Source organism: Bacillus sp. JST-5 (genome assembly GCF_057747715.1).
The window spans coordinates 14,244-40,414 of sequence record NZ_JBYLHW010000004.1; the positions used below are offsets into that span (position 1 = coordinate 14,244).

Genomic DNA, 26,171 nt, shown 5'->3' on the forward strand with positions numbered 1-26,171 from the left:
TTTTTATAGAAAAAAGCAAGTAACTTTCTACATTGATTCGTGAAGTTTTCAAGAATATCTACTATATCTACATTTTGAACATAAATATTTTTCCATATACTTATTCAATTAAAGAAGTTTATTCACTTATTGGTGCAGTAAATTTTGAAAAATATAGACTAGCTTCTTTGGCATCACGAGTTAATTGCGCTTTTAATTCATCTATTCCAGAAAACTTCTTTTCATCTCTTATTCTACCATGCCATTCAACGACCACTGGTTCATTATAAATTTCATCATTAAAGTCTAAAATATGAACTTCAACAGATAAAACAAAGTTATCGGAATGAAACGTTGGTTTATACCCAATGTTACAAACACCAAAATGCCATTGGTTTTTCACTTTTATACGGACGGAATAAACACCTTTCTTCGGTAGAAAATAATCCTCTTCCATTTGTATATTCGCTGTTGGAAAACCAATTGTTCGACCTCGTTTATCCCCGTGAATGACCGTTCCTTTTGTCACATAATGTCTACCAAGAAATTGAGGAACCTCATCGGTTTGTCCTTCTTCTAATAAATGACGAATATGTGATGAACTGACCTTGACTCCAGCGGAAGTTAATTTTTCGACAACGGTGACTTCAAATCTTCCTTTTGCATGGACTATCATCGTTTCCATATTTCCTTTTCCAAATTTGCCATAGGTATAATCAAATCCAGCTACGACATGTTTTACATTGAAGGATATAATATATTGTTCAATAAAATCTTCAGGTAATAGACTAGCAAAAGAGCGATCGAAGTTGACAATATATAAGTAATCAACACCTAACTCTTCCATTAGGCGAATTTTTTCTTCCAATGGAGTGATACATTTCATCGGTTTATCACTTAATCCTAAAACGACTCTTGGATGAGGGTCAAAGGTCATTACAGCACTTTTTATTTGTAATTGTTTTGCTTTTTGAATGGCCGTTTGAATCACTTTTTGATGACCGAGGTGTAGCCCGTCAAAAAATCCTAAAGCCATAACTTTCGGATGTTGGTGATTTTCAAATTGATTAAATGGATGGGTAATGCGAATGACTTCCACTGTTGTACTCACCTTTTTCATTCATTCATTGATAAAACTTTTATCGGCTTCATCAAATGTTGTTTTGTAGGATGTTTCTGATAAATGGCTAATGCTTTTTCATGTTCGTTCATGATGACTATTGGTCCGTCTTCCAACGATTCCGTGAAATGAGAAATCGGTAGAACAGCCCCATTTAATACTTTCTTTGCTAATGTATCATTAATTACGAATTTCGGCAATTGTAAAAGGCCAAATTCTAATGGTAAAATAACGTTTCCAATCGTGCCTTTCTCTACGGCTTCTTTTATCTCTTCTAATGTGACACATTGTTCTTTTTCAATACCACCGCTACTCACCCGCACTAGATTCGACATATGCGCCGGATAACCTAACATTTCACCAATTGTTACGGCTAATGTGCGAATATACGTACCTTTACTACATTTAACATAAATTCTAAACGTAAAGGTTTCCTCGTCAAAATGTACATTTGCATCAAGGAGAGTGATTTCATCAATCGTCACTTCTCTAACTGGACGTTCTACTTCTATTCCTTGTCGGGCGTATTCATAAAGTTTTTTTCCTCTTACTTTCACAGCTGAGAACATAGGTGGAATTTGCTTGATTTTCCCTGAATGACTTTTTAATGCTTCAAGAATTTTATTGGAAGGAATCGGCTCAATAACACGTTTTTGTTCGACCACTTCTCCGTCTGCATCTTCCGTTGTTGTAGAAACACCAAGTGTAATATCAGCTATGTAAGCTTTTCCGGCGTCCGTCATAAATTGAGCTATTTTTGTCGCATGTCCAATACATAATGGCAAAACTCCTGTTACATTTGGGTCTAACGTGCCTGTATGTCCGACTTTTTTCGTTTTTAGCAGTTTTCGAACAATCGCGACGCAATCATGTGAAGTATATCCTTTTTCCTTCCATAATGGTAATATTCCATCCATATGAAACCTCCATAAAAAAAGATAGACCATTGTCTATCTTTTTTAATTATTGTCCTCATCTTTTTGTTCCGATTGACGGATTTCGTGAATGAGCGTTTCAATCCGATTTCCATAATCAATCGATTGATCAATTTCAAAAATGATTTCAGGTGTTTTTCTTAATCGAATTCGTTGGCCGATTTCAGAACGAATAAAGCCTTTCGCTTTAGACAATCCTTTTAATGTATTCTCTTTTTGCGTTTCATCTCCAAGGATTGAAATATATACTTTCGCTTGTTGAAGATCACCCGTAACCTCTACATCTGTTACTGTAACAAAGCCAATTCGAGGATCTTTAATTTTTCGGCCAATAATATCTGTTAATTCTTTTTTAATTTGTTCGCCAACACGATTCGCTCTTAGGCTCATGATTAACACCTCATTTATAGCCACTCGATTTCTGTAATCGTTCGTTCAATTTCTGGAAAAGAATCAATTAGCCGGAGTGCATGATTTAGTTCACGTTCGGCTGCCACTTTTGATGAAGCTACCGTTACAATGGAGATTTTCGTACGTTGCCATACATCTTGATGTTCCATTTCAGCAACCGATACATTAAAATTTTGTTTTAATCTCGTTAAAATTCGCTGTAAGACCGCTCGTTTATCCTTTAATGATTGAGCGTCGTAGATCATGCACTCAACTTCGGCTAATCCGATCATTTTCGTTCAACTTCCTCCATTACATATGCTTCAATAATGTCTCCTTCTTTGACATCATTAAAGTTTTTAATGGTGATTCCACATTCGTAACCTTGGTTAACTTCTTTCACGTCGTCTTTGAATCGTTTTAACGTATCGATTTCGCCTTCAAAAATGACAATGCCATCGCGAATGAGACGAACGCCGCTATCGCGTGTGATTTTTCCGTCAGTTACATAGCAACCTGCAATTGTTCCAATTCGAGAAACTTTAAATGTTTGACGGACTTCAGCTTGACCAATTGTTTTCTCTTCAAACTCTGGATCAAGCATCCCTTTCATCGCAGCTTCCATTTCCTCGATTACTTTATAAATAATTCTATGAAGACGAATGTCAACTTTTTCACTTTCAGCGACACGTTTTGCATTGGCATCCGGACGAACATTAAATCCGACAACAATTGCGTTGGATGCAGTCGCTAATAAAATATCAGATTCAGTGATAGCACCTACACCCGTATGAATAATTTTTACTTTTACACCTTCAACATCAATTTTTTGTAAAGCAGCAGAAACAGCTTCAACAGAACCTTGTACGTCTGCTTTAACAATGACATTAAGTTCTTTTACTTCTCCTTGTTTCATTTGTTCAAATAATGTATCAAGACTTACACGTGCAGTTTCGCTGCGTTGTGCTTGTATCGCTTGTTGAGCTCTTGCTTCCCCAATTTGACGAGCAGTTTTTTCATCATTAAATACAACAAAACGATCTCCAGCTTGAGGCACTTCATTTAATCCTGTTATTTCAACAGGTGATGAAGGTCCAGCTTCTTTTACTCTGCGACCCATATCGTTAACCATTGCACGAACACGACCAAAAGTATTACCTACAACAATCGGATCTCCTACGTGTAATGTTCCATTTTGGACAAGTAATGTTGCTACAGGACCTCTACCTTTATCTAATTGCGCTTCAATCACCGTACCATATGCTTTACGATTTGGATTTGCTTTTAACTCTTCCATTTCACTAACAAGGAGAATCATTTCTAATAAGTTATCAATACCTTCTCCTTTTAAAGCGGAGATCGGAACGAAGATTGTATCTCCACCCCAATCTTCTGGAACGAGTCCATGTTCAGTTAATTCTTGCATGACACGATCAGGGTTTGCGGTCGGTTTATCCATTTTGTTGACAGCAACAATAATTGGAACATTGGCTGCTTTTGCATGGTTAATTGCTTCAATGGTTTGTGGCATGACACCATCATCAGCAGCTACAACTAGAACGGTAATATCCGTCACTTGAGCACCTCTTGCACGCATTGTTGTAAATGCAGCGTGTCCTGGTGTATCTAAGAATGTAATTTTCTTTTTATTAACAACGACTTGATAAGCTCCGATATGTTGTGTAATACCGCCAGCTTCCCCAGCTGTTACTTTAGAATTACGAATTGAGTCTAATAAAGTTGTTTTCCCGTGGTCTACGTGACCCATAATAGTAACGACAGGCGGACGCTCTTCTAAATCTTCTTCTTTATCTTCTGTCATGTAAACTTCTAAATCTGTTGCGTCAACTTCTATTTTCTCTTCTACTTCGACTCCGTATTCACTTGCGATTAATTCAATCGCATCTTTATCTAATTCTTGGTTAATCGTTGCCATTACTCCAAGCATAAATAATTTTTTAATAATTTCTGATGGCTCACGGTGTAATTTTTTCGCTAGTTCAGCAACCGTTAAGGAGTCAGTAAAAGTAATTTTTGACGGTAATTCTTTTTCTTTTTTCTTTTCTTGTTCTTGAACAGGTTGATGTTTACCTTGATGGCGATCGTTTTGTTTGTTTTTATTTTTGTTTTTATTTTTTGGCTTATTGAATACTTTTGATTCTTTTGCTTTTACGTCCGTATTTTTCTTTACTTCCCCTTTACTTGGAGCAGGTTTTATTTTTTCCGGTCCTTTCACTTTACGTTCATAAACTTCATAAGGATCGTCTTCTGTTTTATGATTCATTGGCTGTTTTCCTTTTGGTTTATTATGTGGTTTTTGATTTTTTTCATCAATTTTATTCACATGTTTCGTTCCAGTGTTCGCAGGCTTTTGATCGTTTTGTTTTGGTTGATTGTTCTTACCAAAAGCTTCGTTTAATTTCTTAATATTTTCATCATCGATAGTTGTCATATGGTTGGATACTTCCATATTTAATTCTTTCATCATTTGAATGACTTCTTTACTTGACATATTATATTTTTTTGCATATTCATAGACACGCATTTTTGCCATAGTTTCACCCCCACAAAATTTAATCGAGCAATTGCATTAATTTTTCAGAAAAACCTCTTTCTAAAATCGCAATTACCACTCTAGCCTCTTTTCCAATGGATTTCCCTAGTACATATCGATTTTCTACATACTTAATTGGTACTTCATAATATCGACATTTATCTTCAATTCTTTTTTTTGTGTTTGCTGATGCATCCATGGATAAAAGCACAAGTTTGGCGCGATGTTGACGAATTTCTTTTAAAACTAATTCTTCACCTGAAATAAGTTTTCTCGCTCGATTCGCTAAACCAACGATTGACATCCACGGTTGTTGAGTCATGCTTCTTTCTTGTTCTCCTTATGAACTAGCTGTAATAATTCTTCATAGATGGAATCATCTATTTCGCTTTCGAGATGTTTCGCTAAGATGTTTTTCTTTTTCGCAAGCATAATAGCTTCTTCATTTTTTGAAAGGTAAGCACCTCTACCGGATTTCTTTCCTGTTAAGTCAATCGATATTTCTCCTTCTTTCGTGCGAACAATGCGTATTAATTCCTTTTTCGGCATCATTTCTCCCGTTGCTACACATTTCCGTAACGGAACTTTTTTCTTCCGATTGTTCATATTTCATCACCTCTTATTCCATATGATCATCATCGGAATCAACATCATCTAATACTAGGTTTGCAAAAGGAGATTCTTCACGTGGATATATTCCTTTTTCTCTTGCTTCTGACTCACTTTTAATATCAATTTTCCAATTTGTCAATTTTGCGGCTAATCTAGCATTTTGACCACGTTTTCCAATGGCAAGAGACAATTGATAATCTGGAACGATAACTGTTGTTGCTTTTTCTTCTTCGTTTACAATTACATCTAGCACTTTGGATGGACTTAAAGCATTTGCCACAAATTCAACTGGATCTTTAGACCATTTTACAATATCAATTTTTTCCCCTTTTAACTCATTGACAATCGCTTGTACGCGAGCACCTTTTGGTCCAACACATGCTCCGACTGGATCCACTTCTGGATTATCGGAATGAACAGAAATTTTCGAACGGTCTCCTGCTTCTCTAGCGACAGATTTTATTTCGACTGTTCCATCGTATATTTCAGGTACTTCTAGTTCAAAGAGTCGTTTTAATAAACCAGGATGTGTTCTTGATACGAAAATTTGTGGACCTTTCGTCGTTTTTTCAACTTTGGTAATGTACACTTTAATTCGATCGTTATGTTGATAACGCTCATTAGGCATTTGTTCGTTTGCAGGAAGAATAGCTTCTGTTTTTCCTAAACTAATGTAGATAAATCTTCCATCTTGACGTTGGACGATTCCTGTAATGATATCGTCTTCACGATCAATGAATTCTTCGTAAATAATTCCTCTTTCTGCTTCACGAACACGTTGAGTGACAACTTGTTTCGCAGTTTGTGCAGCAATACGTCCGAAATCTTTTGGTGTCACTTCGATTTCAACAATATCCCCAATTTCATAGTTAGGATTTATTTTATGTGCTTCAGCCAGTGAGATTTCAAGTCTTGGATCAAAAACTTCTTCAACGACTTCTTTTCTTGCTAAAACTTTCATAGTTCCTGTTTCAACATTTAAGTCTACGCGAACATTTTGAGCTTGGTTGAAATTTCTTTTATATGCTGAAACTAACGCTGCCTCAATTGCTTCAATGAGCACCTCTCTTGATATACCTTTTTCCTTTTCTAGCAATATCAAGGCATCTAAAATTTCCATTTGGTGGTATCCCCCTTCAATCCTTACAAATGTTAATTAAATGAAATGGCTAAACGTGCATTAGCCACTTTTTCATACGGAATTTGAACTTCTTTTCGTCTTGTTTTTTCTTTTACTTGTAATGTAACCGTTTCTCCATCAAAGTGGATTAATGTACCTTCAAACGTTTTTTCACCATTGATGGGCTCATATGTTTTAATGAAAACATTTCGGCCGATAGCTTTGTCGAAATCTGCTTGTTTTTTTAACGGGCGCTCCGCACCTGGTGATGATACTTCTAAAAAGTAATTATGTGGAATCGGATCAACTTCATCTAGTTTTTCACTTAATCTTTCACTTACGATTCCGCACTCTTCTATATCAACACCTTCTTCTTTATCAATAAAGACTCGCAAAAACCAATCCTTTCCCTCTTTGACATATTCAATGTCAACAATTTCTAAACCTAGTTCTTCAACAATGGGAACGGCTAATTGTTCAACAATTTCCGTTACTTTACTCATACAGTCCCTCCTGCAATGATCTACATTATGTACTCGAAATTTGTAAAATTTACCTAATACAATAACGAAAGAGTGGGTTGCTCCCCACTCTTTAACGCGAGATTATCGTTAGTATTTCCAATAAAACTATACCATAACCAATATTTTTATGCAAATCATTCATAAGATGGTTCGTATTAACGGTTTTTATCATTGCAAACATACTCATATTTTTGTCTTTCTTTTATTTTGAATGAATGGCTATAAGATCGGAAGAAATGAAAGTTGGACATTGAGAATGGCATTAAAGTGGAAACTCTTCCAATTGAAAAAGAACAGTCCTGCGGATGATGGACTGTTCTTTTTCAATTTGGACAATCCTCTGATAACGGGAGTAACGTTGCAACAGATCAAATACGTGAAATTCAAGAGACTATGGAAAAAGAAGTTTCAATCCCCTTATCTCGGGGCTAGCGTCGCAACGGTACATTCTTCAAACCCGCATGATGACTGCATGAAATCAGTCAATTTTGCGAACCTCCGAAATGAAATAAAAATAAGGCTCCATCTCAGCGAATTTCATTCCAAAAAATCGTTGAAAATAAAGGGATTTCCCCACTTTGCGAACCTCTCACGAAAAATCAACGTTTTCCGCAATTGTCGCCGGTTCGCGTTTTTATAATTTTGGATAAATTTATTATATTTTGAAATTGCGTGTTGTAAACATAAATGAAGTTATGAATATATTTGTAGTCAAGTCATTTGGTAATTCAATGATTGATTCTTCTATTTATATTATATAACTAATTGAAGGTTTTTAATCGAACAGAAAAATCTCCCATCTCTCTTTAAGCGACGTGCTTGCTTGAGGATGGGAGACTTCGATTAAAATTCATTTAAAATAATGAAAGTTGATTTTGTTCTGGAAGAGATGCTAATATTCCTTGACGGTCTAAGTAATCTAAAATTGTTTTGGAAACTTTACCTCTTATTTGTAAATCTTCTTTCGAAAGAAATTCTCCTTCGTTTCTTGCCTTTACAATGTTTTGCGCAGCATTCGTTCCTAATCCCGGAATGGAATTAAACGGTGGGATTAATGTATTCCCATCAATGATAAATTCAGAAGCTTGGGAACGGTATAAGTCAATTTGTTGGAAAGAGAAGCCGCGTTCGCACATTTCTAAAGCAATTTCCAATACGGTTAGTAAGTTTTTCTCTTTCGTTGTCGCATCTAATCCTTTTTCATTGATTTCTTCAATTTTTGCACGGATACTTTGCGAACCTTTAATCATCGTTTCAATATCAAAATCTTCTGCACGTACCGTAAAATAAGTCGCATAATATAACAACGGATGATGAACTTTAAAATAAGCGATCCGAACCGCCATTAAAACGTAGGCAGCTGCGTGTGCTTTCGGGAACATATATTTGATTTTTTTACAAGAATCTATATACCAGTCCGGGACGTTATTTTTCCGCATTTCTGCTTCCATTTCCTCAGTTAATCCTTTCCCTTTACGGACCGATTCCATAATCTTAAATGCTAAAGAAGGCTCTAACCCTTGGTAAATTAAGTAAACCATGATGTCATCCCGACATCCGATTACTTCGCTTAACGTACAAATTCCTTCTTTAATTAATTCTGAAGCGTTCCCTAACCATACATCCGTTCCGTGCGATAATCCAGAGATTTGCACAAGTTCAGAGAAAGTGGTCGGCTTTGTCTCTTCTAACATTTGGCGGACAAATCTTGTACCAAATTCAGGGATTCCTAATGTCCCGGTTTTACACATAATTTGTTCTTCTGTTACACCTAACGATTCCGTTCCGCTAAAAATTTTCATAACTTCCGGATCATCGGTTGGAATGGTTTTAGGATCAATACCGCTTAAGTCTTGAAGCATCCTAATTACCGTCGGATCATCGTGACCGAGAATATCTAGTTTTAGTAAATTATCGTGAATGGAATGGAAATCAAAATGAGTTGTTCTCCATTCGGAACTATTGTCATCAGCAGGATATTGAATTGGTGAAAAGTCATAAATATCCATATAGTCAGGGACAACGATAATCCCACCCGGATGCTGTCCTGTAGTCCGTTTTACACCCGTACAACCACTTACTAAGCGATCAATTTCCGCTCCTCTCAGTTGCAAATTATGATCTTGAGCATATCCTTTGACAAAACCATAAGCTGTTTTTTCCGCAACCGTACCAATCGTTCCTGCACGGTAAACATAATCTTCTCCAAATAACACTTTCGTGTAGTTATGGGCTCGTGGTTGATATTCACCCGAGAAGTTCAAATCGATATCGGGAACTTTATCCCCTTTAAACCCTAAAAAGGTTTCAAATGGAATGTCATGTCCATCTTTTTTATATACCGCTCCACATTTTGGACAGTTTTTATCTGGTAAGTCAAATCCAGATCCGACCGAACCATCATTAAAGAATTCGGAATGTTTACAACTTGGACAAACGTAATGTGGAGGTAATGGATTGACCTCTGTGATTTCTGTCATCGTTGCGACAAAAGAGGAACCTACAGACCCACGTGAACCTACTAGGTATCCGTCATCAAGTGATTTTTTTACTAGTTTATGAGAGATTAAATAAATAACGGCAAATCCGTGCCCAATGATACTTTTCAATTCTTTTTCAAGTCTAGCTTCTACAATTTCAGGAAGCGGATCACCATAGATGCGTCTTGCCATATCATAACTTAGTTTCCGGATTTCTTCATCGGCACCTTCAATTTTTGGAGTATATAGTTCATCTTTAATTGGTTTCACATCACCGATGAGATCTGCAATTTTATTTGTATTTTCCACGACAACTTCTTTCGCTTTTTCTTCCCCTAAAAATGCGAATGCTTCTAACATTTCATTTGTTGTACGGAAATAAACATCCGGTAACTTATGACGGTTTAACGGATTCGCACCACCTTGTGAGCTAATTAATATTTTTCGATAGATTTTATCTGTCGGATTTAAATAGTGGACATTTCCCGTCGCCACAACAGGGATGTTCAAGCGTTCACCTAATTTCACAATGTTTTCAATAATTGCTTCAATTTTACTTTCACTTTGAATAACATCTAACTCTATTAAATGTGCATATAGTTCTTTCGGATGGATTTCTAAAAAGTCATAGAAACTAGCGATTTCCTCAACTTCATCGATCGGCTTTTGAGACATCGCTTCAAATACTTCTCCTTTATCACATCCAGAACCGATTAACAATCCTTCTCGGTGGGATTGTAACACAGATCGCGGGATGCGAGGAACACGATAAAAATAGTGAATATGAGAATAAGAGACAAGTTTGAATAGATTTTTTAATCCTACTTCATCTCTAGCTAAAATGGTGCAGTGGAATGGTCTTGCCCTTTGATAAGCATTCCCTTTCCCCATATTTTCGTTTAATTGATCATCGTATTCCATTCCTTTTGCTATGGCGTCTTTTAACATTCTTTGCAGTAGGTGGCCGGTCGCTTCCGCATCATAAATCGCCCGGTGGTGCTGCGTTAATTCAACATCAAATTTTTTCGCCAAAGTGTTTAATCGGTGATTTTTCAATTCTGGATATAACAAACGCGCCAATTCTAACGTGTCGATAACAGGATTTGCGACTTTATTCAATCCTATTTTTTTATACCCGACATTTAAGAAGCCGATGTCAAAAGTGGCATTATGGGCGACTAAAACAGCATCTTCGGACCAATCGTAAAATCGTTTTAATACTTCTTCTGGATCTGGAGCATCTTTTACCATATCATCCGTAATTCCAGTTAATTCTATCGTTGTAGCTGAAAGTGGATGTTTAGGATTCGCAAAAGATTCAAAACGATCAACGATTTCGCCATTTTTCATTTTTACCGCGGCAAGTTCAATGATTGTATCATAAACGGCGGAAAGTCCTGTTGTTTCAACATCAAATACGACATAGGTGGCTTCATCCAATCGTATGTGAGCCGTATTATAGGCAATAGGCACTCCATCATCGACTAAATTTGCTTCTAGACCATATAAAATTTTTACCCCGTGTTTTTTCGATGCGCTATAAGCTTCAGGGAACGATTGAACTACACCGTGGTCCGTTACGGCGATTGCCTTATGTCCCCATTTTTTCGCTTGGGCCACATAATCACTGATAGACGTTACTGCATCCATTTGACTCATTGGCGTATGAAGATGGAGTTCCACTCGTTTTTCGTTTTCTGGAGCTGTATCCATTCGTTCAATTGGTTTGATTTCATTAATATCATTGGCAATCATCACTAAATCGCGAACGAATGTATCATTTTGGATGCTTCCACGAACTTTAATCCACATCCCTTTTTTCACTTTTGTTAGCAGACTGGCATCATCTTTATCTTTTGAAAACATTTTAACTAAAATGGAATCTGTATAGTCGGTGATTTTTAACGTTAATAACGTTCTTCCGCTTTTTAGTTCTTTTGTTTCAGCAAAAAACACGTATCCTTCTATGACAACTCTTCTTTCTTCTTCTACAATTTGTTCTAATCTGCGGAAATCTTGTTCACCTTTAATTTCATAACCGATTACAAGCGGACCTTCATCAACTGTCTCTTGTGAAGATTCCTCTTTATTTTTCAACTCCTGCATGGCAAGTTTAGCACGTTCTTCGTCTTCTTTTTGCTTTTCTGCTAAAAATTGCTCATACTCTTGATTTTCTGTTTCATTGACATTAACAGAAACATCGAGTTGGATTGGTGGAAAACCATAGGAACGATAAATATCGGAAATGACGGTGGAATATTTTCTTTTAATCGTTAAAGCTTCTGCATCATTTCTTGCAAAAATAAGAACTTTATTTCCTTGGACTTTAGGAAGTTGTCCATTAAGTAAAGATAATAAAGCTGGAGAAATTCCGTCTAGCTCTTGAATGGACAGTTTCCAATAATCTTGAATATGTTCTTCTGTTATTTCATTATTTAATACTGTCAGTGTAAATGTTACATTTGCAATATGTTCAAATGCTTTTATTAATCTAGTTGAAAATTGTTGATACAGTTGACTTGGGATGAGTTCTTCCAACAAGAAATAAAAATGCCATTTGCGGGCATCTTTTTCAACAACAAGCTTTTCAATTTGCCCATTTTGGAAAAAACGAACGGTTTCAGCATCTACCATATTTAATTGTTGAAGTAATAACTGAAACCTTTCCTTTTTACCTTTGGCAAGATCAGACATACTTTTCTCTCCCATCTTTCGACAATCTATTCATCATTATAGCATAATATTGCTTAATCGGATTTGATCTCATGATTGAAAATTGGTGGTCATTTAAAAAATGGCTTTATTTTCAATATTGAGTTATTTTTTTTGCTTTTGTTAAAAAGATATAACTAGTAATCAAAATCATTTTATTTGCAAGTGGAACAGTCGAAAGAGAATTTGATTAACAAGTGCTTGTAAAATCTTGCAACTCGTTTTAATTTATTTGCAAGTGGAACATTCAAGGGTGGTTTATCTTAAAAAGGATGGGATTGGATGATGCCAATCCTGACCGATTGGATGTATATTTGCGACTTTGGTGATTGAATTTGTAAGTTTATGAATCGTATTTGTAACTTTGAAAGAATCATTTGCAACTAGAAATCATCGTATTTGCAAGTGCTAAAGAAAAATTTGTAACTATCGGAACTTTATTTGTGACTCTAGTACATTTTCTTGTAGGTCATCAAACAATCTTGCAACTATATTGAATTTATTTGTAAGTTGAACATTTGTTGTTAATTTGTTTTATAGTCATAAAAAAATCTTGCAACTCGTTTTAATTTATTTGCAAGTGAAACGACCAATTATTCTCTCATTTCAAATAGGAGAATTGACAATCGAATTGAGGGGATCGTTGAATTGTCGAAAGGAAAATTTGCAATAAAAATGTTCTAACCTTAGATGAAATTTCAAAAAGAAAAGTGGAAAGCAATTGTATTTATGCTTTCCACTATATTTTTTATAGGAAGAATCTTTGAATGTCATTCCATGTGACAACGAGCATTAAAAGCATGAGCAGCGCAAAACCGATGAAATGGACCATTCCTTCTTTATGCGGATCAATAGGTTTTCCTCTAAGGGCTTCAATTCCGAAGAATAATAATCGACCACCGTCTAATGCTGGAATTGGAAGTAAGTTCATGATTCCTAAATTGATACTTAAAAGGGCCGCCCATTTCATTAAATAGAAGATTCCCGATTTGGCAACTTCTTCTGTGGAAACATAGATTCCTACAGGACCTGATAACATATCAATGGAAAATTGACCGGTAACAAGTTTACCAAGCAAGATTATGATTTGCTTTGTCCAATTATAAGTTTCGGTAAAACCATAAGTTAGCACCTTAAACGGAGATTTTTCAACTGGGTTATATACACCAATCAGTCCAATCTTCTCTCCATCTAGTTCCGACTCGTTAGGAATGACTGGAATATCCATGATCTCGCCTTTGCGATCAATTTTAAATAGGAGTTCTTCATTTGGATGCATTCTGATGATTTCAACGACATCAATCCAACTGTCCACTTCTTCCCCGTTAATAGATTGAACGATGTCACCTTCCAACAATCCGGCTTGCTTAGCTGCTCCGTCCTCTGTAATCTTCCCTAATTTTGGATCATTTGAAGGAACTCCTTGGAAAAAGCCGATTAATAAGAAGATAATGAAAGCTAACACGAAATTCATGAATGGACCTGCAAAAATTGCTAATGTCCGTTGTCCTAACGTTTTCGAACCAAATTGTCGATCGTAAGGAGCAATTTGCGTTTCCATTCCATTATCAATACAAATAGCTTTCGGATCAATCTTATATGTAACTAGTTTTTCCTCTTCGACATCTTCATAACCTTTAATATATAACCCTTTTTCAATATCCGCTTCTTCCACTTCCATGACCCGGATATTTGAAAACTTTTCTTTTCCACTTAAGATAATTTTTTGAACAATATTGTTTTCATTAACGATTAATCCGACTCGATAACCTGGTTTTATTTCGATAACTTCGGGATCTTCCCCAGCCATGCGAACAAATCCGCCAATCGGTAGTAAACGAATCGTATATACGGTTTCTCCTTTTTTAAACGAAAATACTTTCGGACCAAACCCAATGGCAAATTCTCGGCAAAGAATCCCCGCCCTTTTCGCCATCACAAAATGGCCTAATTCATGAAAGAATACAAGAGCTCCAAAAATGATGATGAAAGCAATGACTGTTCCTAAAGTCCCCAAATGAAAAACCACCTTTTATATATAATTCAAAAGTTTTTCTCTTACTTTTTACAATGGGCAATGATGGATTATTTCATGCAGTTTATTTTTCCTAAAACAAATTCTCTTGTGTACTGATCAATAGATAGGATATCGTCCAAACTTGGATGATTGATTACTTCAATATATTCTAATGCTTCCTCAATTAATGATTCAATTTCTAAAAATTTTATTTTTTCCTTTAAAAATGCATCTACGGCAATTTCATTTGCTGCATTTAGAACTGTCGGCATAGTTCCTCCAGTTTTTCCCGCTTCGTATGCAAATTTTAAACAACGAAATCTCTCAAAATCCATTTCTTCAAAATGGAGAGTTTTTAAAGTTGCGAGATTTAAACGATTCGAATTGACTAACGGTAACCGATCTGGATATGTAAGGGCATATTGAATCGGCACCCTCATATCTGGGGTTCCGAGTTGAGCAATAATACTGCTATCATGAAATTCAACCATCGAATGAATTGTACTTTCTCTATGTAATAATACATCAATTTTCTCGTATGGAATATTAAATAACCAATGAGCTTCTATCACTTCTAAACCTTTATTCATCATCGTTGCTGAATCGATGGTGATTTTCTTACCCATAGACCAATTTGGGTGGTTTAACGCTTCATTGACAGTCACATTTTCTAACTCACTTCTTTTTTTATCTCTGAAGCTTCCTCCAGATGCAGTTATGATTAGGCGTTCAATATTTTTCTTTTCTTCGCCTTGTAAGCATTGGAAAATTGCTGAATGCTCGCTATCAACGGGAATAATCGGAACACCATATTGGTTCGCCATATCCATCACGATATGTCCAGCGGTAACTAAAGTTTCTTTATTTGCTATAGCGATTTTTTTCTTTTCTTTTATCGCTTGAATAGTAGCGGGAAGCCCGATACTTCCTATCACGGCATTCACAACGATTTCTGAATCAGGATAAACAGCTACTTCAACGAGTCCTTCATCACCATATGTAAACTTTACATGAGGAAATTCTAATTTTAATCGTTCATAGTCTTCTTTTAATTGAACCGAAACTAGCTTCGGAGAGAACTCTTGTATAATTCCACGAACAGCTTCTATATTCCTTCCTACTGAAATGGCTGCTAATTGAAAAACATCGCGATGCTCACGAATGACGTCGAGCGTTTGTTTTCCTATGGAACCGGTAGCTCCTAATAAACTGATAACTTTCAATGTATTCAACTCCTACAAAAGCGCTGTTTAATTATAGGGATAGGAAAAAATATAGGAATGGAAAAACAAACAACCAACTATCTACTCGGTCTAATATTCCTCCATGTCCCGGCAATATATTCCCTGAATCTTTCACTCCATAATGACGTTTAAAAGCTGATTCCACCAAGTCTCCCATTTGACCAATAATTGAGAGTAGAACAGACATGGCTAATAATTGTATGAAAGGAATATTTAAGTCTGAGAAAAAGTAGAAAGCGAATGCCACAACAATAGCATAAAAGATTCCACCAACGGAACCTTCCACTGTTTTCTTCGGACTGATTTCAGGCCAAAGTTTCCGTTTCCCAAAAGATCTTCCTGTAAAATACGCACCAGAATCCGTAGCCCAAATGAGCATTAACGCAAAAAACATTAAGATTAATCCATTGTCCGTCCATCTTGTTTCAATCATATAATAAAACCCTATCCCGACATATAGAACAGATAGAACGGCTCTTGATACATGATCAAAAGTGTAGCGATTTTTTACGATGACACTGTAAATGAGAAACAATAAAATGCCAAGTAAGAAAATTTCTATTTTAGAAAACATTAGATTTCGAAACCAAGATTCATATTCAGTTGGTACAAGGAATATCCATAACAGGAGTAAAGATAAGATTCCCGGTACAGTGAATATTGAGGTTTTTTGCATCTTTAATAATTCATATAAACCAACAGATGCCATTACATACATTAAGACAAGAAACGGAATTCCGCCAATAAAAACTATAGGTAAAAAAATCGCTGCGGCTATGATTCCGGTTATGATTCTTTGCTTCATATTTTTCTATTCCTCACTTTACTACACTCCGCCGAATCTACGTGAGCGGCTTTGATATTCTTCAATCGCTTCTAAAAAATGTTTTTCATTAAAATCTGGCCATAAAACGTTTGTAAACCAAAATTCTGTATAAGCTAATTGCCATAACATAAAGTTACTAAGACGAATTTCACCGCTTGTACGAATGAGTAAATCTGGATCTTGTAATCCGCTTGTCATTAAACGACTGGAAAAAACGTCTTCATTGATTTGTTCAGTTGACATTTGACCATTTTGAACATCTTTACATATATGTTTTACTGCTTCAAGAATTTCCGCTCGACTCCCATAATTTAAAGCGAAGTTTAAAATTAATCCGGTATTATCTTTTGTTTCATTCATTGCTTTTTCAACAGCATTTCGAGTATGGGTCGGAATTTTCTCTATATCCCCCATCACTTGAACTTTTACATTTTGCTCAATCAATTCGGGCAAAAATGTACTTAAAAACTCTTCTGGAAGTTTCATTAAGTATTCTACTTCTGTTTTTGGCCTTTTCCAATTTTCAGTAGAAAAAGCGTATAATGTTAACGCTTGTACCCCTAAATCATTTGCGAGTCGTGCAATTTTTCGGACGACTTTCATTCCTTCATGATGCCCTGCAATGCGAGGGAGTGCTCTTTTCTTTGCCCAGCGGCCATTGCCATCCATAATAATCGCCACATGAGCAGGTACGCCAATATTCTTTATTCTTTCAATTCTCTCTTTTAATTGTAGATTGGAAAGTGGTTGTTTTTTCCAAAACTTAAGTCGATTAAACATGACCCATCCTCCATTAATGATTGTTATCGTTGGAAGATAACAATCTCATGCCTCTATCATAACAAATTCATTCTATATTTTTTAAGAAAAATGAGATTTAACATAATTGCCATGAATTTTTTAGAGGAATGATAAAATATTTATAGTATGAAATGGATAAAAAAACCCCTTAAAAATTAGGGGTTTGTAGCCACAACATTATTATACTGGAATTTATAATGATTTTAAAATTAAACTTCTAATATTTCTTTTTCTTTATCTTTTGTAATTTGATCAATTTTTTGAATATGTTCATCCGTTATTTTTTGGATGTCATCAGTATATCCACGAAGTTCGTCTTCTGTAATTTCGCCATTTTTCTCAAGCTTTTTCAAATCATCATTGGCATCACGGCGAATATTACGAACGGCAACTTTTGCATCTTCAGACTCTTTTTTCACCACTTTGACTAATTCTTTTCTTCTTTCTTCCGTTAACGGTGGTATAGAAATGCGAATAATGCTTCCGTCACTAGTTGGGTTTAGACCTAGATCTGATTTCATGATCGCTTTTTCTACTTCACTGACAACGGATTTATCATAAGGTTGAATAACTAATAAACGTGCTTCAGGAACAGAGATGGATGCTAACTGATTGACTGGAGTTGGAACACCGTAGTAGTCAACAACGATTTTATCTAATAAAGATGCGTTTGCTCTTCCTGCACGAATAGTTGCCAATTCACGTGTATACGCTTGGATTGCTTTTGCCATTTTTTCCTTTGCTTGATTAATAATTTCTTTTCCCATTATTTTTTCCCCCTTACGATTGTTCCAATTTTTTCGCCAAGGACAACTCGTTTAATATTTCCTTCCTCCATTATAGAGAATACTATGAGAGGAATATCATTGTCCATACATAATGAGGATGCTGTTGAATCCATAACAGCTAATCCTTCTTTTAATACGTCCAAATAAGATAATTCATCAAACTTAACAGCTGTTTTGTCTTTCATCGGGTCAGCAGAATAAACGCCATCTACATTGTTTTTACCCATTAATATCACGTCAGCTTCAATTTCAGCAGCCCTTAATGCAGCAGTTGTGTCTGTTGAGAAATAAGGGTTTCCTGTTCCAGCGGCAAAGATGACAACTCGTTTCTTCTCTAAATGTCTAATGGCTCTTCTTCTTATGTATGGTTCTGCTACTTGTCTCATTTCGATAGATGTTTGAACACGAGTTTCAATGCCAAGCTGTTCTAAACTATCTTGCAGTGCTAGAGAATTCATCACTGTTGCCAACATTCCCATATAATCGGCAGTTGCACGATCCATCCCCATTTCACTGCCAATTTTACCTCTCCATATGTTTCCACCGCCAACAACTACAGCGATTTCAACGCCTAATTCTACGACCTCTTTTACTTGTTGAGCCACTGAACGAATAATGTTTGGGTTAATACCGAATCCTTGATCTCCTGCTAGTGCTTCTCCGCTTAACTTCAATACAATTCGTTTATATTTAGGATTTGTCATTATGAACCTCCGTTAAGTCATTTCAAAATTTGAAATTTCTCAATTTTCTTTAAAAAAGGGAACACTGAGGTGTTCCCTATTTCACAATTATTTTTTCATTTGGTTCATAACTTCTTCAGCGAAGTTTTCTTGGCGTTTTTCAATACCTTCGCCAACTTCATAACGTACAAAAGTTTTAACAGTTGCACCATGAGATTTTACGAATTGACCAACTTTTTGGTCAGGGTTTTTAACAAATGCTTGGTCTACTAAGCAAATATCTTCAAAGAATTTGCCTAAACGACCTTCTACCATTTTTGCAACAATATTTTCTGGTTTTCCTTCGTTTAATGCTTGTTGAGTTAATACTTGACGCTCACGGTCGATTTCTTCTTGTGATACTTGATCACGAGTTACGTATTTAGGGTTTAATGCAGCAATATGCATAGAAACATCTTTTGCTACACTTTCATCAGTTGTTCCTTCAAGAACGGAAAGAACTCCGATACGTCCGCCCATATGTAGGTAGGAACCAAATGCATCGTTATCGCCTTTAGTTAAAATTTCAAAACGGCGAAGAGTGATTTTTTCACCAATTTTCGCAATAGCACTGTTAATATATTCAGAAACAGTTGTACCGTTGTCCATTTTTTGTTCTAATGCTTCTTCTAAATTAGCAGGTTTTTTGCTTAATAAGTGATTTGCTAATTCTTTTACTAAGTTTTGGAAGTTTTCATTTTTTGCAACGAAGTCTGTTTCAGAGTTAACTTCTAAGATTACCGCTTCATTTCCTTCAGTTTGAATGTAAGTAGTTCCTTCAGCAGCAATACGGTCTGCTTTTTTCGCAGCTTTCGCAATACCTTTTTCACGAAGATAATCGATCGCTTTTTCCATATCACCATTTGTTTCTTGAAGTGCTTTTTTACAATCCATCATACCAGCTCCGGTTTTTTCACGAAGCTCTTTTACCATTTGTGCAGTAATAGCCATAAATTTTTCCTCCTTTGATTCCATCCATTAAGATTAACGTTCCAATCATGTGTATACGACTGCATTCATCATATACCTAGTATGACTCATTCAAGAGTGTTGATTACATATGTTTTGAGATTGTATGTATGCAATCTTTAAAAAAAGGTGATAAGGGTACACCCTCTTATCACCTTTTATGAACATTATGCTTCTGCGTTTGCAGTTACAGCTTCCTCTTCGCCTTGTTTCGCTTCTAAAATAGCATCTGCCATTTTAGCAGTTAATAATTTAACAGCGCGAATAGCATCGTCGTTAGCAGGAATAACATAATCGATTTCGTCTGGATCACAGTTAGTGTCAACGATACCGAAAATAGGGATATTTAATTTACGTGCTTCACTAACGGCGATTCTTTCTTTACGAGGGTCGATAACGAAAAGTGCGTCTGGAAGCTCTTTCATTTCTTTAATACCGCCTAAAAATTTCTCAAGACGTTCTTGTTCTTTTTTCAATTGAACGACTTCTTTTTTAGGAAGTACATCAAATGTTCCATCTTCAGCCATTTTTTCAATAGCTTTTAAACGTTCAATACGTTTTTGGATTGTTTCGAAGTTTGTTAATGTACCACCTAACCAACGATGGTTTACATAGTACATTCCAGAACGCTCAGCTTCTTCTTTAACAGATTCTTGAGCTTGTTTTTTCGTACCAACGAAAAGAACTGTACCACCGTTTGCAGCTAATTCTTTCATTGCTTGATATGCTTCTTCAACCTTCTTAACTGTTTTTTGAAGGTCGATGATGTAAATGCCGTTACGCTCAGTGAAAATGTATTTTTTCATTTTTGGGTTCCAACGGCGTGTTTGGTGTCCGAAATGTACACCAGCTTCAAGTAATTGCTTCATTGAAATTACTGACATTAAATTTCCTCCTATATATTGGTTTTCTTGACCTCCGCCCATTTCTTCTTCAGACAGGACTATAAAAATAGCACCAACTGTCTAAATCCATGGACGTGTGTAATTACACCATCAACTAATATAGCATAATCATTTCAAACAATCAAGTATCGGTTCGTTCAATTTGAGAAAATTTTAATAACAGTTCAATTTCGGTTTTTCCTTTATTTAATTGTTTAGCGATTTCATCTATCGATAATCCTTCATTTTGTAGTTTTAATGCTTCTTTTAAAACAGTGTTCATCGAATGAAGCTCGTTTTCCCCTTTAACTTTCTCATTCAAGCGATCTTTTTCTTCCGTATTCGGATCTTTCTTTACTTTTTTATAAGCTTTTTTTGCAGACAATATTTGGATGTTCTTAAGTGGGGGTGGAACTTCTTCCGTCAATTCCGTGGCCGGCTTTGTTGTTTGCTCATATGGTTTGTCATGATTTTCAATTTTTTCGTCGACCAAATTTTTTACTTTACGTAAGAAACTATCATTTTCTTCTTTCATTTCTAAAAGATATGATGTAAATAGTTCTTCCAACTCACTTTGAATTTTTTTATTATTTTTCTCGGTTTCCATTAAACGGTTTTGTCTTAAATAAAGAATAACAATCATGAAAATACAACTAGCCGTTGCCAATACATTTAAAATAAGCAAAACTTCCATATTGATAACTCCTTTTATCCACTTACATCAATAAATTTCCCTTTATATGGATGCGGTAAATGATCCGATGATTTTTTTTCCGGTTGCTTTTTTCGCTCTTTTGGAGATTGATCGTTTTTATCGTTTGATTCTTGATTCCATTTTGCTGGGTCTTTTTGTTCTTGCTTTGTCACGGTTGTCCTTTTTTGTTCTACCTCTTTTTGAACGTCATTGAGTGCTAGTTCATTTTGCACTTGACTTCTTGCTTGGATTTGCTCTTGCATTTTACTCGCATCCTGTGTCCGTGGAAGAGCAATTTGCATTTCAATTGATTTTAAAGACATCCCTATCCCCACCTAAATATTCCTTACATCCATTTTTCTAACAAACTTTTAAGCTTAAAAAGAGCTTTCGAATGAATTTGAGAAATTCTAGATGTCGATAAGTTTAACATTTGCCCAATTTCAGTAAATGTTAATTCTTCCTTATAAAATAGACTTAACACTAATTGTTCTTTTTCGTTTAATTCACGAATAACGTTTTTTAAATCTTGAATTCTTTCGGCTTCAATTAGATGGTCTTCAGGTGTTTTTTCTCGATGATCTTTCAAAACAAATGATTGCTCGGAATCGTCTTGGTCATTAATAGTATCATCCATGGATAATATATTAGCATAAAAATATTCATTTATTGTCGTATATACTTCTTCAACCGGAATGTTTAATTCAGATGCCACTTCTTCAGCACTTACATTTCTTAAATATTTTTGTTCTAATTTCTCAATGGTCGCTTCAATTTTTTTTGCCTTTTCCCTTGTTTTTCGTGGCAACCAATCTTCTTTTCTTAACCCATCAATGATTGCTCCTCTTATGCGAAAAGATGCATATGTATCAAATTTTAAATCACGACTAGGATCGAATTTCTCTAAAGCATCGTAAAGTCCAATATATCCTAAACTTCTTAATTCGTCTTTCGATATATTTTTTGGTAAACTTTGAGAAATACGTTCAACATGATAATAAACAAGGGGCTTATACTTGCTGATTAATTCATTCGCTGCTCGTTCACTTTTTTCTTTTACCCACAAATTCCATAACTCTTGTTCATTTATTGTCGCCTGCATCTTTTTCCACCTCACATTAAGAAAGAGCATATTCATATTAAATCTCTTTAATTCCTTGATTAACTGTTCGTATTGTTAACATATTGGTTTTTGTATCAAATTCTATCGTTCTTCCGCTTGAACCGCCTACGTCTTCTGCTACAATAGGAATTCGTAATAAGGCTAATTCTCTTTTCACTGCTTCTACATTACGTGGGCCAATGCGCATTGCTTCGCTTTGATGTGCGAATTTAAACATTTGTGCTCCACCAGCAATCTTTGCTTTAAAATGACAAGCACCTTCATCAATCAACCATTGATACAAATGTTTAATGGCCGTATCAGCATATTTTGCCAAATGTACCGTTTTTCCCCTAGATAAATTGGAATCTGGTAACATCACATGACTCATTCCAGCAATTTTTGCACGTTCATCATAAATAACTACTCCGACACATGAGCCTAGACCTGATGTACGAATACTTCCCGGATAATGAACGATATTCATATCAGCAATTCCAACTTTTACGACAGATAATGTTTCGATCATTATTCTTGTACTCCTAATGATTGAAAAATGATTTCAAATGAATCGGGATCCGGCAATAAAAAGAAGTAGCCTTTTACTGCCTTGTCCATTTTTAACGAATCAGTAATCAATGTTTCTATGACTATACATTGATCGCTTTCTTTTGAAACTTCATAAAGTCCAAAGCTCATTAAAGCACCAAACATATCGACATTGACTGCCGGGACTGATGGCATGAGCGATAGGCTAGTAAAATCGGAGAGTGCCGATAAATAGGAACCTGCCAAAATATTGCCCATTTCCTGAAGTGCAGACATGGCCATTTCATCATACGGTGTTTGATGGAACGAATAATCAGATGAAGTTAATGATTGGACAAATAGATCCGCTTGATCGATAGATAAAATAAAGTACATGCTGCCAGGTGCATCTCCTTCAATTCGCAAAAATACGGCACAAACCGGCTCATCAGCACCGCCGGCAAGTTCCATCATTTCCTTAAAAGTTACAATTCTTGCACTTGGGACAGACATATCAATTTTTCTATTGACGAGTAATGATAATGCTGTTGCTGCATTTCCCGCACCGATATTACCAATTTCTTTTAAAATATCTAAATGAAAAGAATTCATTCGTTCCATAAATGACATCGTTATTCCCTCAATTCAAAATCTCTTCAAGTTTTAAAATGATGATTAGACTATCATCTACTTTCACTACACCTTTAATGAAATCATGTTTGACACTTCCAACGACTTCTGGTGGCCCTTCGATATTTTCTTTCGCTATATCTAAAACATCATTAGCGGCATCGACAATGAGACCTATCTCAAACGATTGAATGGATACGATTAACAATCTCGTTGTAGAACGATTTTCATATTCTCCTAGACCTAATTTTTTTTGTAAATCGATAACAGGGACAATAACTCCCCTTAAATTAATTACCCCTTCTACATAGTCTTTTGTGCCAGGCACTCTTGTAATAGGTAACATTTTCTCAATGGATTGAACATGTTCAACTTCGAACGCATATTCCATATTGTTTAATGTAAAAGTAATATACTTTTGTTCGGCCGTTAAACTGAGTGACATAGATCAACACCCTTTTTTAAATTTTTAGGTCCTATTTGATTAAGGCATTACAATCAATAATTAACGCTACTCGTCCGTCACCTAAAATGGTGGCACCAGAGATGGCAAACACATTTTGTAAATATTCTCCTAATGATTTTAAAACGATTTCTTGTTGTCCGATGAAGGAATCTACGACTAGAGCTGCAAATTTTTCACCTTTTTTCACAACAACGATTGAATAGTAATCATCTTCACTCGATGATTCTAGTTGGAAGATTTGTTTCAAATTCACTAGTGGAACTACTTTTCCTCTAAAATCAATCGATGGTTGATTATGTACATAATAAACAGCATCTTTTTTAATGATGGCTGTTTCAATGATGGACGATAATGGAATTGCATATTTCTCTTTTTCTATTTCTACTAAAAGTGCCGTAATAATAGATAAAGTTAAAGGCAGTTGGATAGAGAACGTGGAACCTTTCCCTTCCTCTGAATAAATAGTAACGCTTCCACCCAATGACTCTATTTTTGATTTAACAACATCAAGACCGACTCCTCTTCCAGAAATATCTGAAATTTTATCTGCTGTAGAAAAACCTGAAGAGAAGATTAATGAATAAACTTCTTGGTCGGAAAGTTTCTCTTTTTGATCTTCGGTAATAATTCCTTTCGATAACGCTTTTTGCAATATTTTTTCACGATTGATCCCTGCACCATCATCGGTAATTTCGATAAAAACATGATTTCCACTATGGAAGGCGCTTAGTTTGACCGTACCTTCTTCATTCTTTCCTTTTTCTTTACGAACTTCCGGTGATTCAATTCCATGGTCAATGGCATTTCTTAATAAGTGGACGAGCGGATCGCCAATTTCATCAATTACCGTTCGATCTAGCTCAGTTTCCGCACCAATGATTTCTAAATGAATCTTTTTATTTAAATCTCTAGCCACTTGTCGGACCATTCGTGGAAAACGGTTAAATACGGTTTCCACAGGAACCATTCGCATTTGTAAAATAATATTTTGCAAATCACTAGAAATGCGAGACATTCGCTCTACCGTTTCCGTTAATTCGCTATTTTTTAATTCTTTTGAGATTTGCTCAAGTCTTCCACGGTCTATCACAAGTTCTTCAAATAAATTCATTAATACATCGAGTCTATCGATATTCACTCTTATTGTCTTTTGTTGAGGTTTATTTGTTGATGGACTCGTTGCGTTTGACTTTTCCACTTTTGATTCAGAGCTTTTAGATTCCTGCTTTTCTACTTTTGGTTCACTGTTTGTCTTTGGTTCTTGATTAACTACACCGTTTTTAATTTTTTCTACGGAAAGCTCTAAAACTTCAACACTTTCAACTTCAGATACTTTCATAATTTTGTTCTTGATCTCATCTGCTGAATCTTTCGTAACGAGGGTAACAGTAAACGATTGATCAAATTGTTCCGCTTCAAGCTTTTCAACAGGAGGATTGGATTTTATTACTTCTCCTATTTTTTCTAACACTTCAAAAATCATAAATACACGTGCTGCTTTTAACAAACAATCAGAGCGTAATGTAACAGTAACTTCGCAACTGCTAAAACCTTGTTCAAGTGATTGTTCCAAAATCGTTATTTCAAAGTCATCGTAATTAGATTTATACGGTAAATCGCTAACAGCAGTAGCTGGTTCTGCAGTTGCAGCTATTTCTTTCGTTGCAGTTGTTGGTTGAAGTGGCTCTCCGTTTTCAATTTGTTTTAATAATGATACGATTTCAGTAACATCTCTTTTTCCGTCTCCACCTTCTGCAATGGAATTGACCATCGCTTCTAAATGATCAACAGAAGCAAAAACAACATCTATTACCTCTTGCGTGACTGAAATTTTCCCATTACGAATAGCATCAAGCACATTTTCCATTTGATGAGTTAGATTTGCTAAATCTTCAAAACCCATGGTTGCAGACATACCTTTTAAAGTATGAGCAGAGCGAAACATTTCATTAACAATTGAAATATCATCAGGATTATTTTCCAACAACAATAATTGGTCATTACATGCTTGTAAATGTTCTCTACTTTCTTCTAAAAATATTTCCAAATATTGATTCATATCCATACCGTTTAC

The 26,171-nt window shown here is 35.5% G+C and carries 25 protein-coding genes; all 25 read right to left on the bottom strand.

The window, feature by feature from the left end; translation table 11 throughout:
• Positions 1–118: 118 nt before the first annotated feature.
• Positions 119–1,078, bottom strand: a complete 960-nt coding sequence (ribF, locus tag AC3ASS_RS01910) for a bifunctional riboflavin kinase/FAD synthetase (RefSeq protein ID WP_488281813.1) — start codon at positions 1,076–1,078, stop codon at positions 119–121.
• A 17-nt stretch (positions 1,079–1,095) separates the two neighbouring features.
• Positions 1,096–2,016 (bottom strand): tRNA pseudouridine(55) synthase TruB, encoded by a 921-nt coding sequence (truB, locus tag AC3ASS_RS01915; RefSeq protein ID WP_488281814.1) that lies wholly within the window; start codon positions 2,014–2,016, stop codon positions 1,096–1,098.
• Positions 2,017–2,058: 42 nt separating this feature from the next.
• Complete coding sequence (rbfA, locus tag AC3ASS_RS01920; RefSeq protein ID WP_488281815.1) at positions 2,059–2,424, bottom strand: 30S ribosome-binding factor RbfA; 366 nt, start codon at positions 2,422–2,424, stop codon at positions 2,059–2,061.
• A 14-nt stretch (positions 2,425–2,438) separates the two neighbouring features.
• Positions 2,439–2,717 (bottom strand): DUF503 domain-containing protein, encoded by a 279-nt coding sequence (locus tag AC3ASS_RS01925; protein ID WP_488281816.1) that lies wholly within the window; start codon positions 2,715–2,717, stop codon positions 2,439–2,441.
• Positions 2,714–4,978 (bottom strand): translation initiation factor IF-2, encoded by a 2,265-nt coding sequence (infB, locus tag AC3ASS_RS01930; protein WP_488281817.1) that lies wholly within the window; start codon positions 4,976–4,978, stop codon positions 2,714–2,716. Before infB ends, AC3ASS_RS01925 begins: the two co-directional genes overlap by 4 nt.
• Positions 4,979–4,997: 19 nt before the next feature.
• The gene (locus AC3ASS_RS01935) at positions 4,998–5,300 is read right to left on the bottom strand and encodes a YlxQ family RNA-binding protein (RefSeq protein WP_488281818.1); all 303 of its coding nucleotides are present in this window, start codon (positions 5,298–5,300) and stop codon (positions 4,998–5,000) included.
• Entirely contained in the window at positions 5,297–5,584 is a 288-nt protein-coding gene (gene rnpM, locus AC3ASS_RS01940; protein ID WP_488281819.1) for an RNase P modulator RnpM, read from the bottom strand. Before rnpM ends, AC3ASS_RS01935 begins: the two co-directional genes overlap by 4 nt.
• Before the next feature lie 13 nt (positions 5,585–5,597).
• Positions 5,598–6,710 carry a transcription termination factor NusA gene (gene nusA, locus AC3ASS_RS01945; RefSeq protein WP_488281820.1) on the bottom strand — a complete coding sequence of 371 codons (1,113 nt, stop codon included), beginning with the start codon at positions 6,708–6,710 and terminating at the stop codon, positions 5,598–5,600.
• Between the two features lie 32 nt (positions 6,711–6,742).
• On the bottom strand, positions 6,743–7,213 hold the full coding sequence (gene rimP, locus AC3ASS_RS01950) for a ribosome maturation factor RimP (RefSeq protein ID WP_488281821.1): 471 nt from the start codon (positions 7,211–7,213) through the stop codon (positions 6,743–6,745).
• A gap of 875 nt (positions 7,214–8,088) precedes the next feature.
• Entirely contained in the window at positions 8,089–12,348 is a 4,260-nt protein-coding gene (locus AC3ASS_RS01955) for a PolC-type DNA polymerase III (protein ID WP_488281897.1), read from the bottom strand.
• Positions 12,349–13,174: 826 nt separating this feature from the next.
• Positions 13,175–14,443, bottom strand: a complete 1,269-nt coding sequence (gene rseP / locus AC3ASS_RS01960; protein ID WP_488281822.1) for an RIP metalloprotease RseP — start codon at positions 14,441–14,443, stop codon at positions 13,175–13,177.
• A gap of 68 nt (positions 14,444–14,511) precedes the next feature.
• The gene (dxr, locus tag AC3ASS_RS01965) at positions 14,512–15,666 is read right to left on the bottom strand and encodes a 1-deoxy-D-xylulose-5-phosphate reductoisomerase (RefSeq protein WP_488281823.1); all 1,155 of its coding nucleotides are present in this window, start codon (positions 15,664–15,666) and stop codon (positions 14,512–14,514) included.
• Positions 15,667–15,697: 31 nt separating this feature from the next.
• Positions 15,698–16,492, bottom strand: coding sequence for a phosphatidate cytidylyltransferase (locus tag AC3ASS_RS01970; protein WP_488281824.1), 795 nt, complete (start codon positions 16,490–16,492; stop codon positions 15,698–15,700).
• Positions 16,493–16,513: 21 nt separating this feature from the next.
• The gene (gene uppS, locus AC3ASS_RS01975; protein WP_488281825.1) at positions 16,514–17,293 is read right to left on the bottom strand and encodes an undecaprenyl pyrophosphate synthase; all 780 of its coding nucleotides are present in this window, start codon (positions 17,291–17,293) and stop codon (positions 16,514–16,516) included.
• A 230-nt stretch (positions 17,294–17,523) separates the two neighbouring features.
• Entirely contained in the window at positions 17,524–18,081 is a 558-nt protein-coding gene (gene frr, locus AC3ASS_RS01980) for a ribosome recycling factor (protein WP_488281826.1), read from the bottom strand.
• A complete protein-coding gene (gene pyrH / locus AC3ASS_RS01985) occupies positions 18,081–18,806 on the bottom strand; it encodes a UMP kinase (protein WP_488281827.1) in 726 nt (241 codons plus the stop codon). Before pyrH ends, frr begins: the two co-directional genes overlap by 1 nt.
• Before the next feature lie 87 nt (positions 18,807–18,893).
• Entirely contained in the window at positions 18,894–19,775 is an 882-nt protein-coding gene (gene tsf / locus AC3ASS_RS01990) for a translation elongation factor Ts (RefSeq protein WP_488281828.1), read from the bottom strand.
• A gap of 185 nt (positions 19,776–19,960) precedes the next feature.
• A complete protein-coding gene (rpsB, locus tag AC3ASS_RS01995) occupies positions 19,961–20,677 on the bottom strand; it encodes a 30S ribosomal protein S2 (protein WP_488281829.1) in 717 nt (238 codons plus the stop codon).
• Between the two features lie 142 nt (positions 20,678–20,819).
• Entirely contained in the window at positions 20,820–21,371 is a 552-nt protein-coding gene (locus AC3ASS_RS02000; RefSeq protein ID WP_488281830.1) for a hypothetical protein, read from the bottom strand.
• Between the two features lie 14 nt (positions 21,372–21,385).
• Positions 21,386–21,694 (bottom strand): hypothetical protein, encoded by a 309-nt coding sequence (locus AC3ASS_RS02005; RefSeq protein WP_488281831.1) that lies wholly within the window; start codon positions 21,692–21,694, stop codon positions 21,386–21,388.
• Positions 21,695–21,717: 23 nt separating this feature from the next.
• Complete coding sequence (locus tag AC3ASS_RS02010; RefSeq protein WP_488281832.1) at positions 21,718–22,473, bottom strand: FliA/WhiG family RNA polymerase sigma factor; 756 nt, start codon at positions 22,471–22,473, stop codon at positions 21,718–21,720.
• 37 nt (positions 22,474–22,510) lie between these two features.
• Positions 22,511–23,002, bottom strand: a complete 492-nt coding sequence (locus AC3ASS_RS02015; RefSeq protein ID WP_488281833.1) for a chemotaxis protein CheD — start codon at positions 23,000–23,002, stop codon at positions 22,511–22,513.
• Positions 23,002–23,631, bottom strand: a complete 630-nt coding sequence (locus tag AC3ASS_RS02020; RefSeq protein ID WP_488281834.1) for a chemotaxis protein CheC — start codon at positions 23,629–23,631, stop codon at positions 23,002–23,004. The genes AC3ASS_RS02015 and AC3ASS_RS02020 overlap by 1 nt, the downstream gene beginning before the upstream one ends.
• A gap of 10 nt (positions 23,632–23,641) precedes the next feature.
• Positions 23,642–24,076, bottom strand: coding sequence for a chemotaxis protein CheW (locus tag AC3ASS_RS02025; RefSeq protein WP_488281835.1), 435 nt, complete (start codon positions 24,074–24,076; stop codon positions 23,642–23,644).
• A 31-nt stretch (positions 24,077–24,107) separates the two neighbouring features.
• Positions 24,108–26,162, bottom strand: a complete 2,055-nt coding sequence (locus tag AC3ASS_RS02030; protein WP_488281836.1) for a chemotaxis protein CheW — start codon at positions 26,160–26,162, stop codon at positions 24,108–24,110.
• Between the last annotated feature and the right edge of the window lie 9 nt (positions 26,163–26,171).

Bases quoted from the DNA above. Each gene is read 5' to 3' on its own strand.
- AC3ASS_RS02010 (WP_488281832.1), bottom strand. From the start codon at position 22,473: ATGCAGGCGACAATAAATGAACAAGAGTTATGGAATTTGTGGGTAAAA.
- frr (WP_488281826.1), bottom strand. From the start codon at position 18,081: ATGGGAAAAGAAATTATTAATCAAGCAAAGGAAAAAATGGCAAAAGCA.
- AC3ASS_RS01955 (WP_488281897.1), bottom strand. From the start codon at position 12,348: ATGGTAGATGCTGAAACCGTTCGTTTTTTCCAAAATGGGCAAATTGAA.
- nusA (WP_488281820.1), bottom strand. From the start codon at position 6,710: ATGGAAATTTTAGATGCCTTGATATTGCTAGAAAAGGAAAAAGGTATA.
- AC3ASS_RS02025 (WP_488281835.1), bottom strand. From the start codon at position 24,076: ATGTCACTCAGTTTAACGGCCGAACAAAAGTATATTACTTTTACATTA.
- AC3ASS_RS02000 (WP_488281830.1), bottom strand. From the start codon at position 21,371: ATGGAAGTTTTGCTTATTTTAAATGTATTGGCAACGGCTAGTTGTATT.
- AC3ASS_RS02005 (WP_488281831.1), bottom strand. From the start codon at position 21,694: ATGTCTTTAAAATCAATTGAAATGCAAATTGCTCTTCCACGGACACAG.
- truB (WP_488281814.1), bottom strand. From the start codon at position 2,016: ATGGATGGAATATTACCATTATGGAAGGAAAAAGGATATACTTCACAT.
- rimP (WP_488281821.1), bottom strand. From the start codon at position 7,213: ATGAGTAAAGTAACGGAAATTGTTGAACAATTAGCCGTTCCCATTGTT.
- AC3ASS_RS01970 (WP_488281824.1), bottom strand. From the start codon at position 16,492: ATGAAGCAAAGAATCATAACCGGAATCATAGCCGCAGCGATTTTTTTA.
- uppS (WP_488281825.1), bottom strand. From the start codon at position 17,293: ATGTTTAATCGACTTAAGTTTTGGAAAAAACAACCACTTTCCAATCTA.
- pyrH (WP_488281827.1), bottom strand. From the start codon at position 18,806: ATGACAAATCCTAAATATAAACGAATTGTATTGAAGTTAAGCGGAGAA.
- AC3ASS_RS01935 (WP_488281818.1), bottom strand. From the start codon at position 5,300: ATGACTCAACAACCGTGGATGTCAATCGTTGGTTTAGCGAATCGAGCG.
- AC3ASS_RS02030 (WP_488281836.1), bottom strand. From the start codon at position 26,162: ATGGATATGAATCAATATTTGGAAATATTTTTAGAAGAAAGTAGAGAA.
- AC3ASS_RS02015 (WP_488281833.1), bottom strand. From the start codon at position 23,002: ATGATCGAAACATTATCTGTCGTAAAAGTTGGAATTGCTGATATGAAT.
- AC3ASS_RS02020 (WP_488281834.1), bottom strand. From the start codon at position 23,631: ATGTCATTTATGGAACGAATGAATTCTTTTCATTTAGATATTTTAAAA.
- rnpM (WP_488281819.1), bottom strand. From the start codon at position 5,584: ATGAACAATCGGAAGAAAAAAGTTCCGTTACGGAAATGTGTAGCAACG.
- AC3ASS_RS01925 (WP_488281816.1), bottom strand. From the start codon at position 2,717: ATGATCGGATTAGCCGAAGTTGAGTGCATGATCTACGACGCTCAATCA.
- rbfA (WP_488281815.1), bottom strand. From the start codon at position 2,424: ATGAGCCTAAGAGCGAATCGTGTTGGCGAACAAATTAAAAAAGAATTA.
- rpsB (WP_488281829.1), bottom strand. From the start codon at position 20,677: ATGTCAGTAATTTCAATGAAGCAATTACTTGAAGCTGGTGTACATTTC.
- infB (WP_488281817.1), bottom strand. From the start codon at position 4,978: ATGGCAAAAATGCGTGTCTATGAATATGCAAAAAAATATAATATGTCA.
- tsf (WP_488281828.1), bottom strand. From the start codon at position 19,775: ATGGCTATTACTGCACAAATGGTAAAAGAGCTTCGTGAAAAAACCGGA.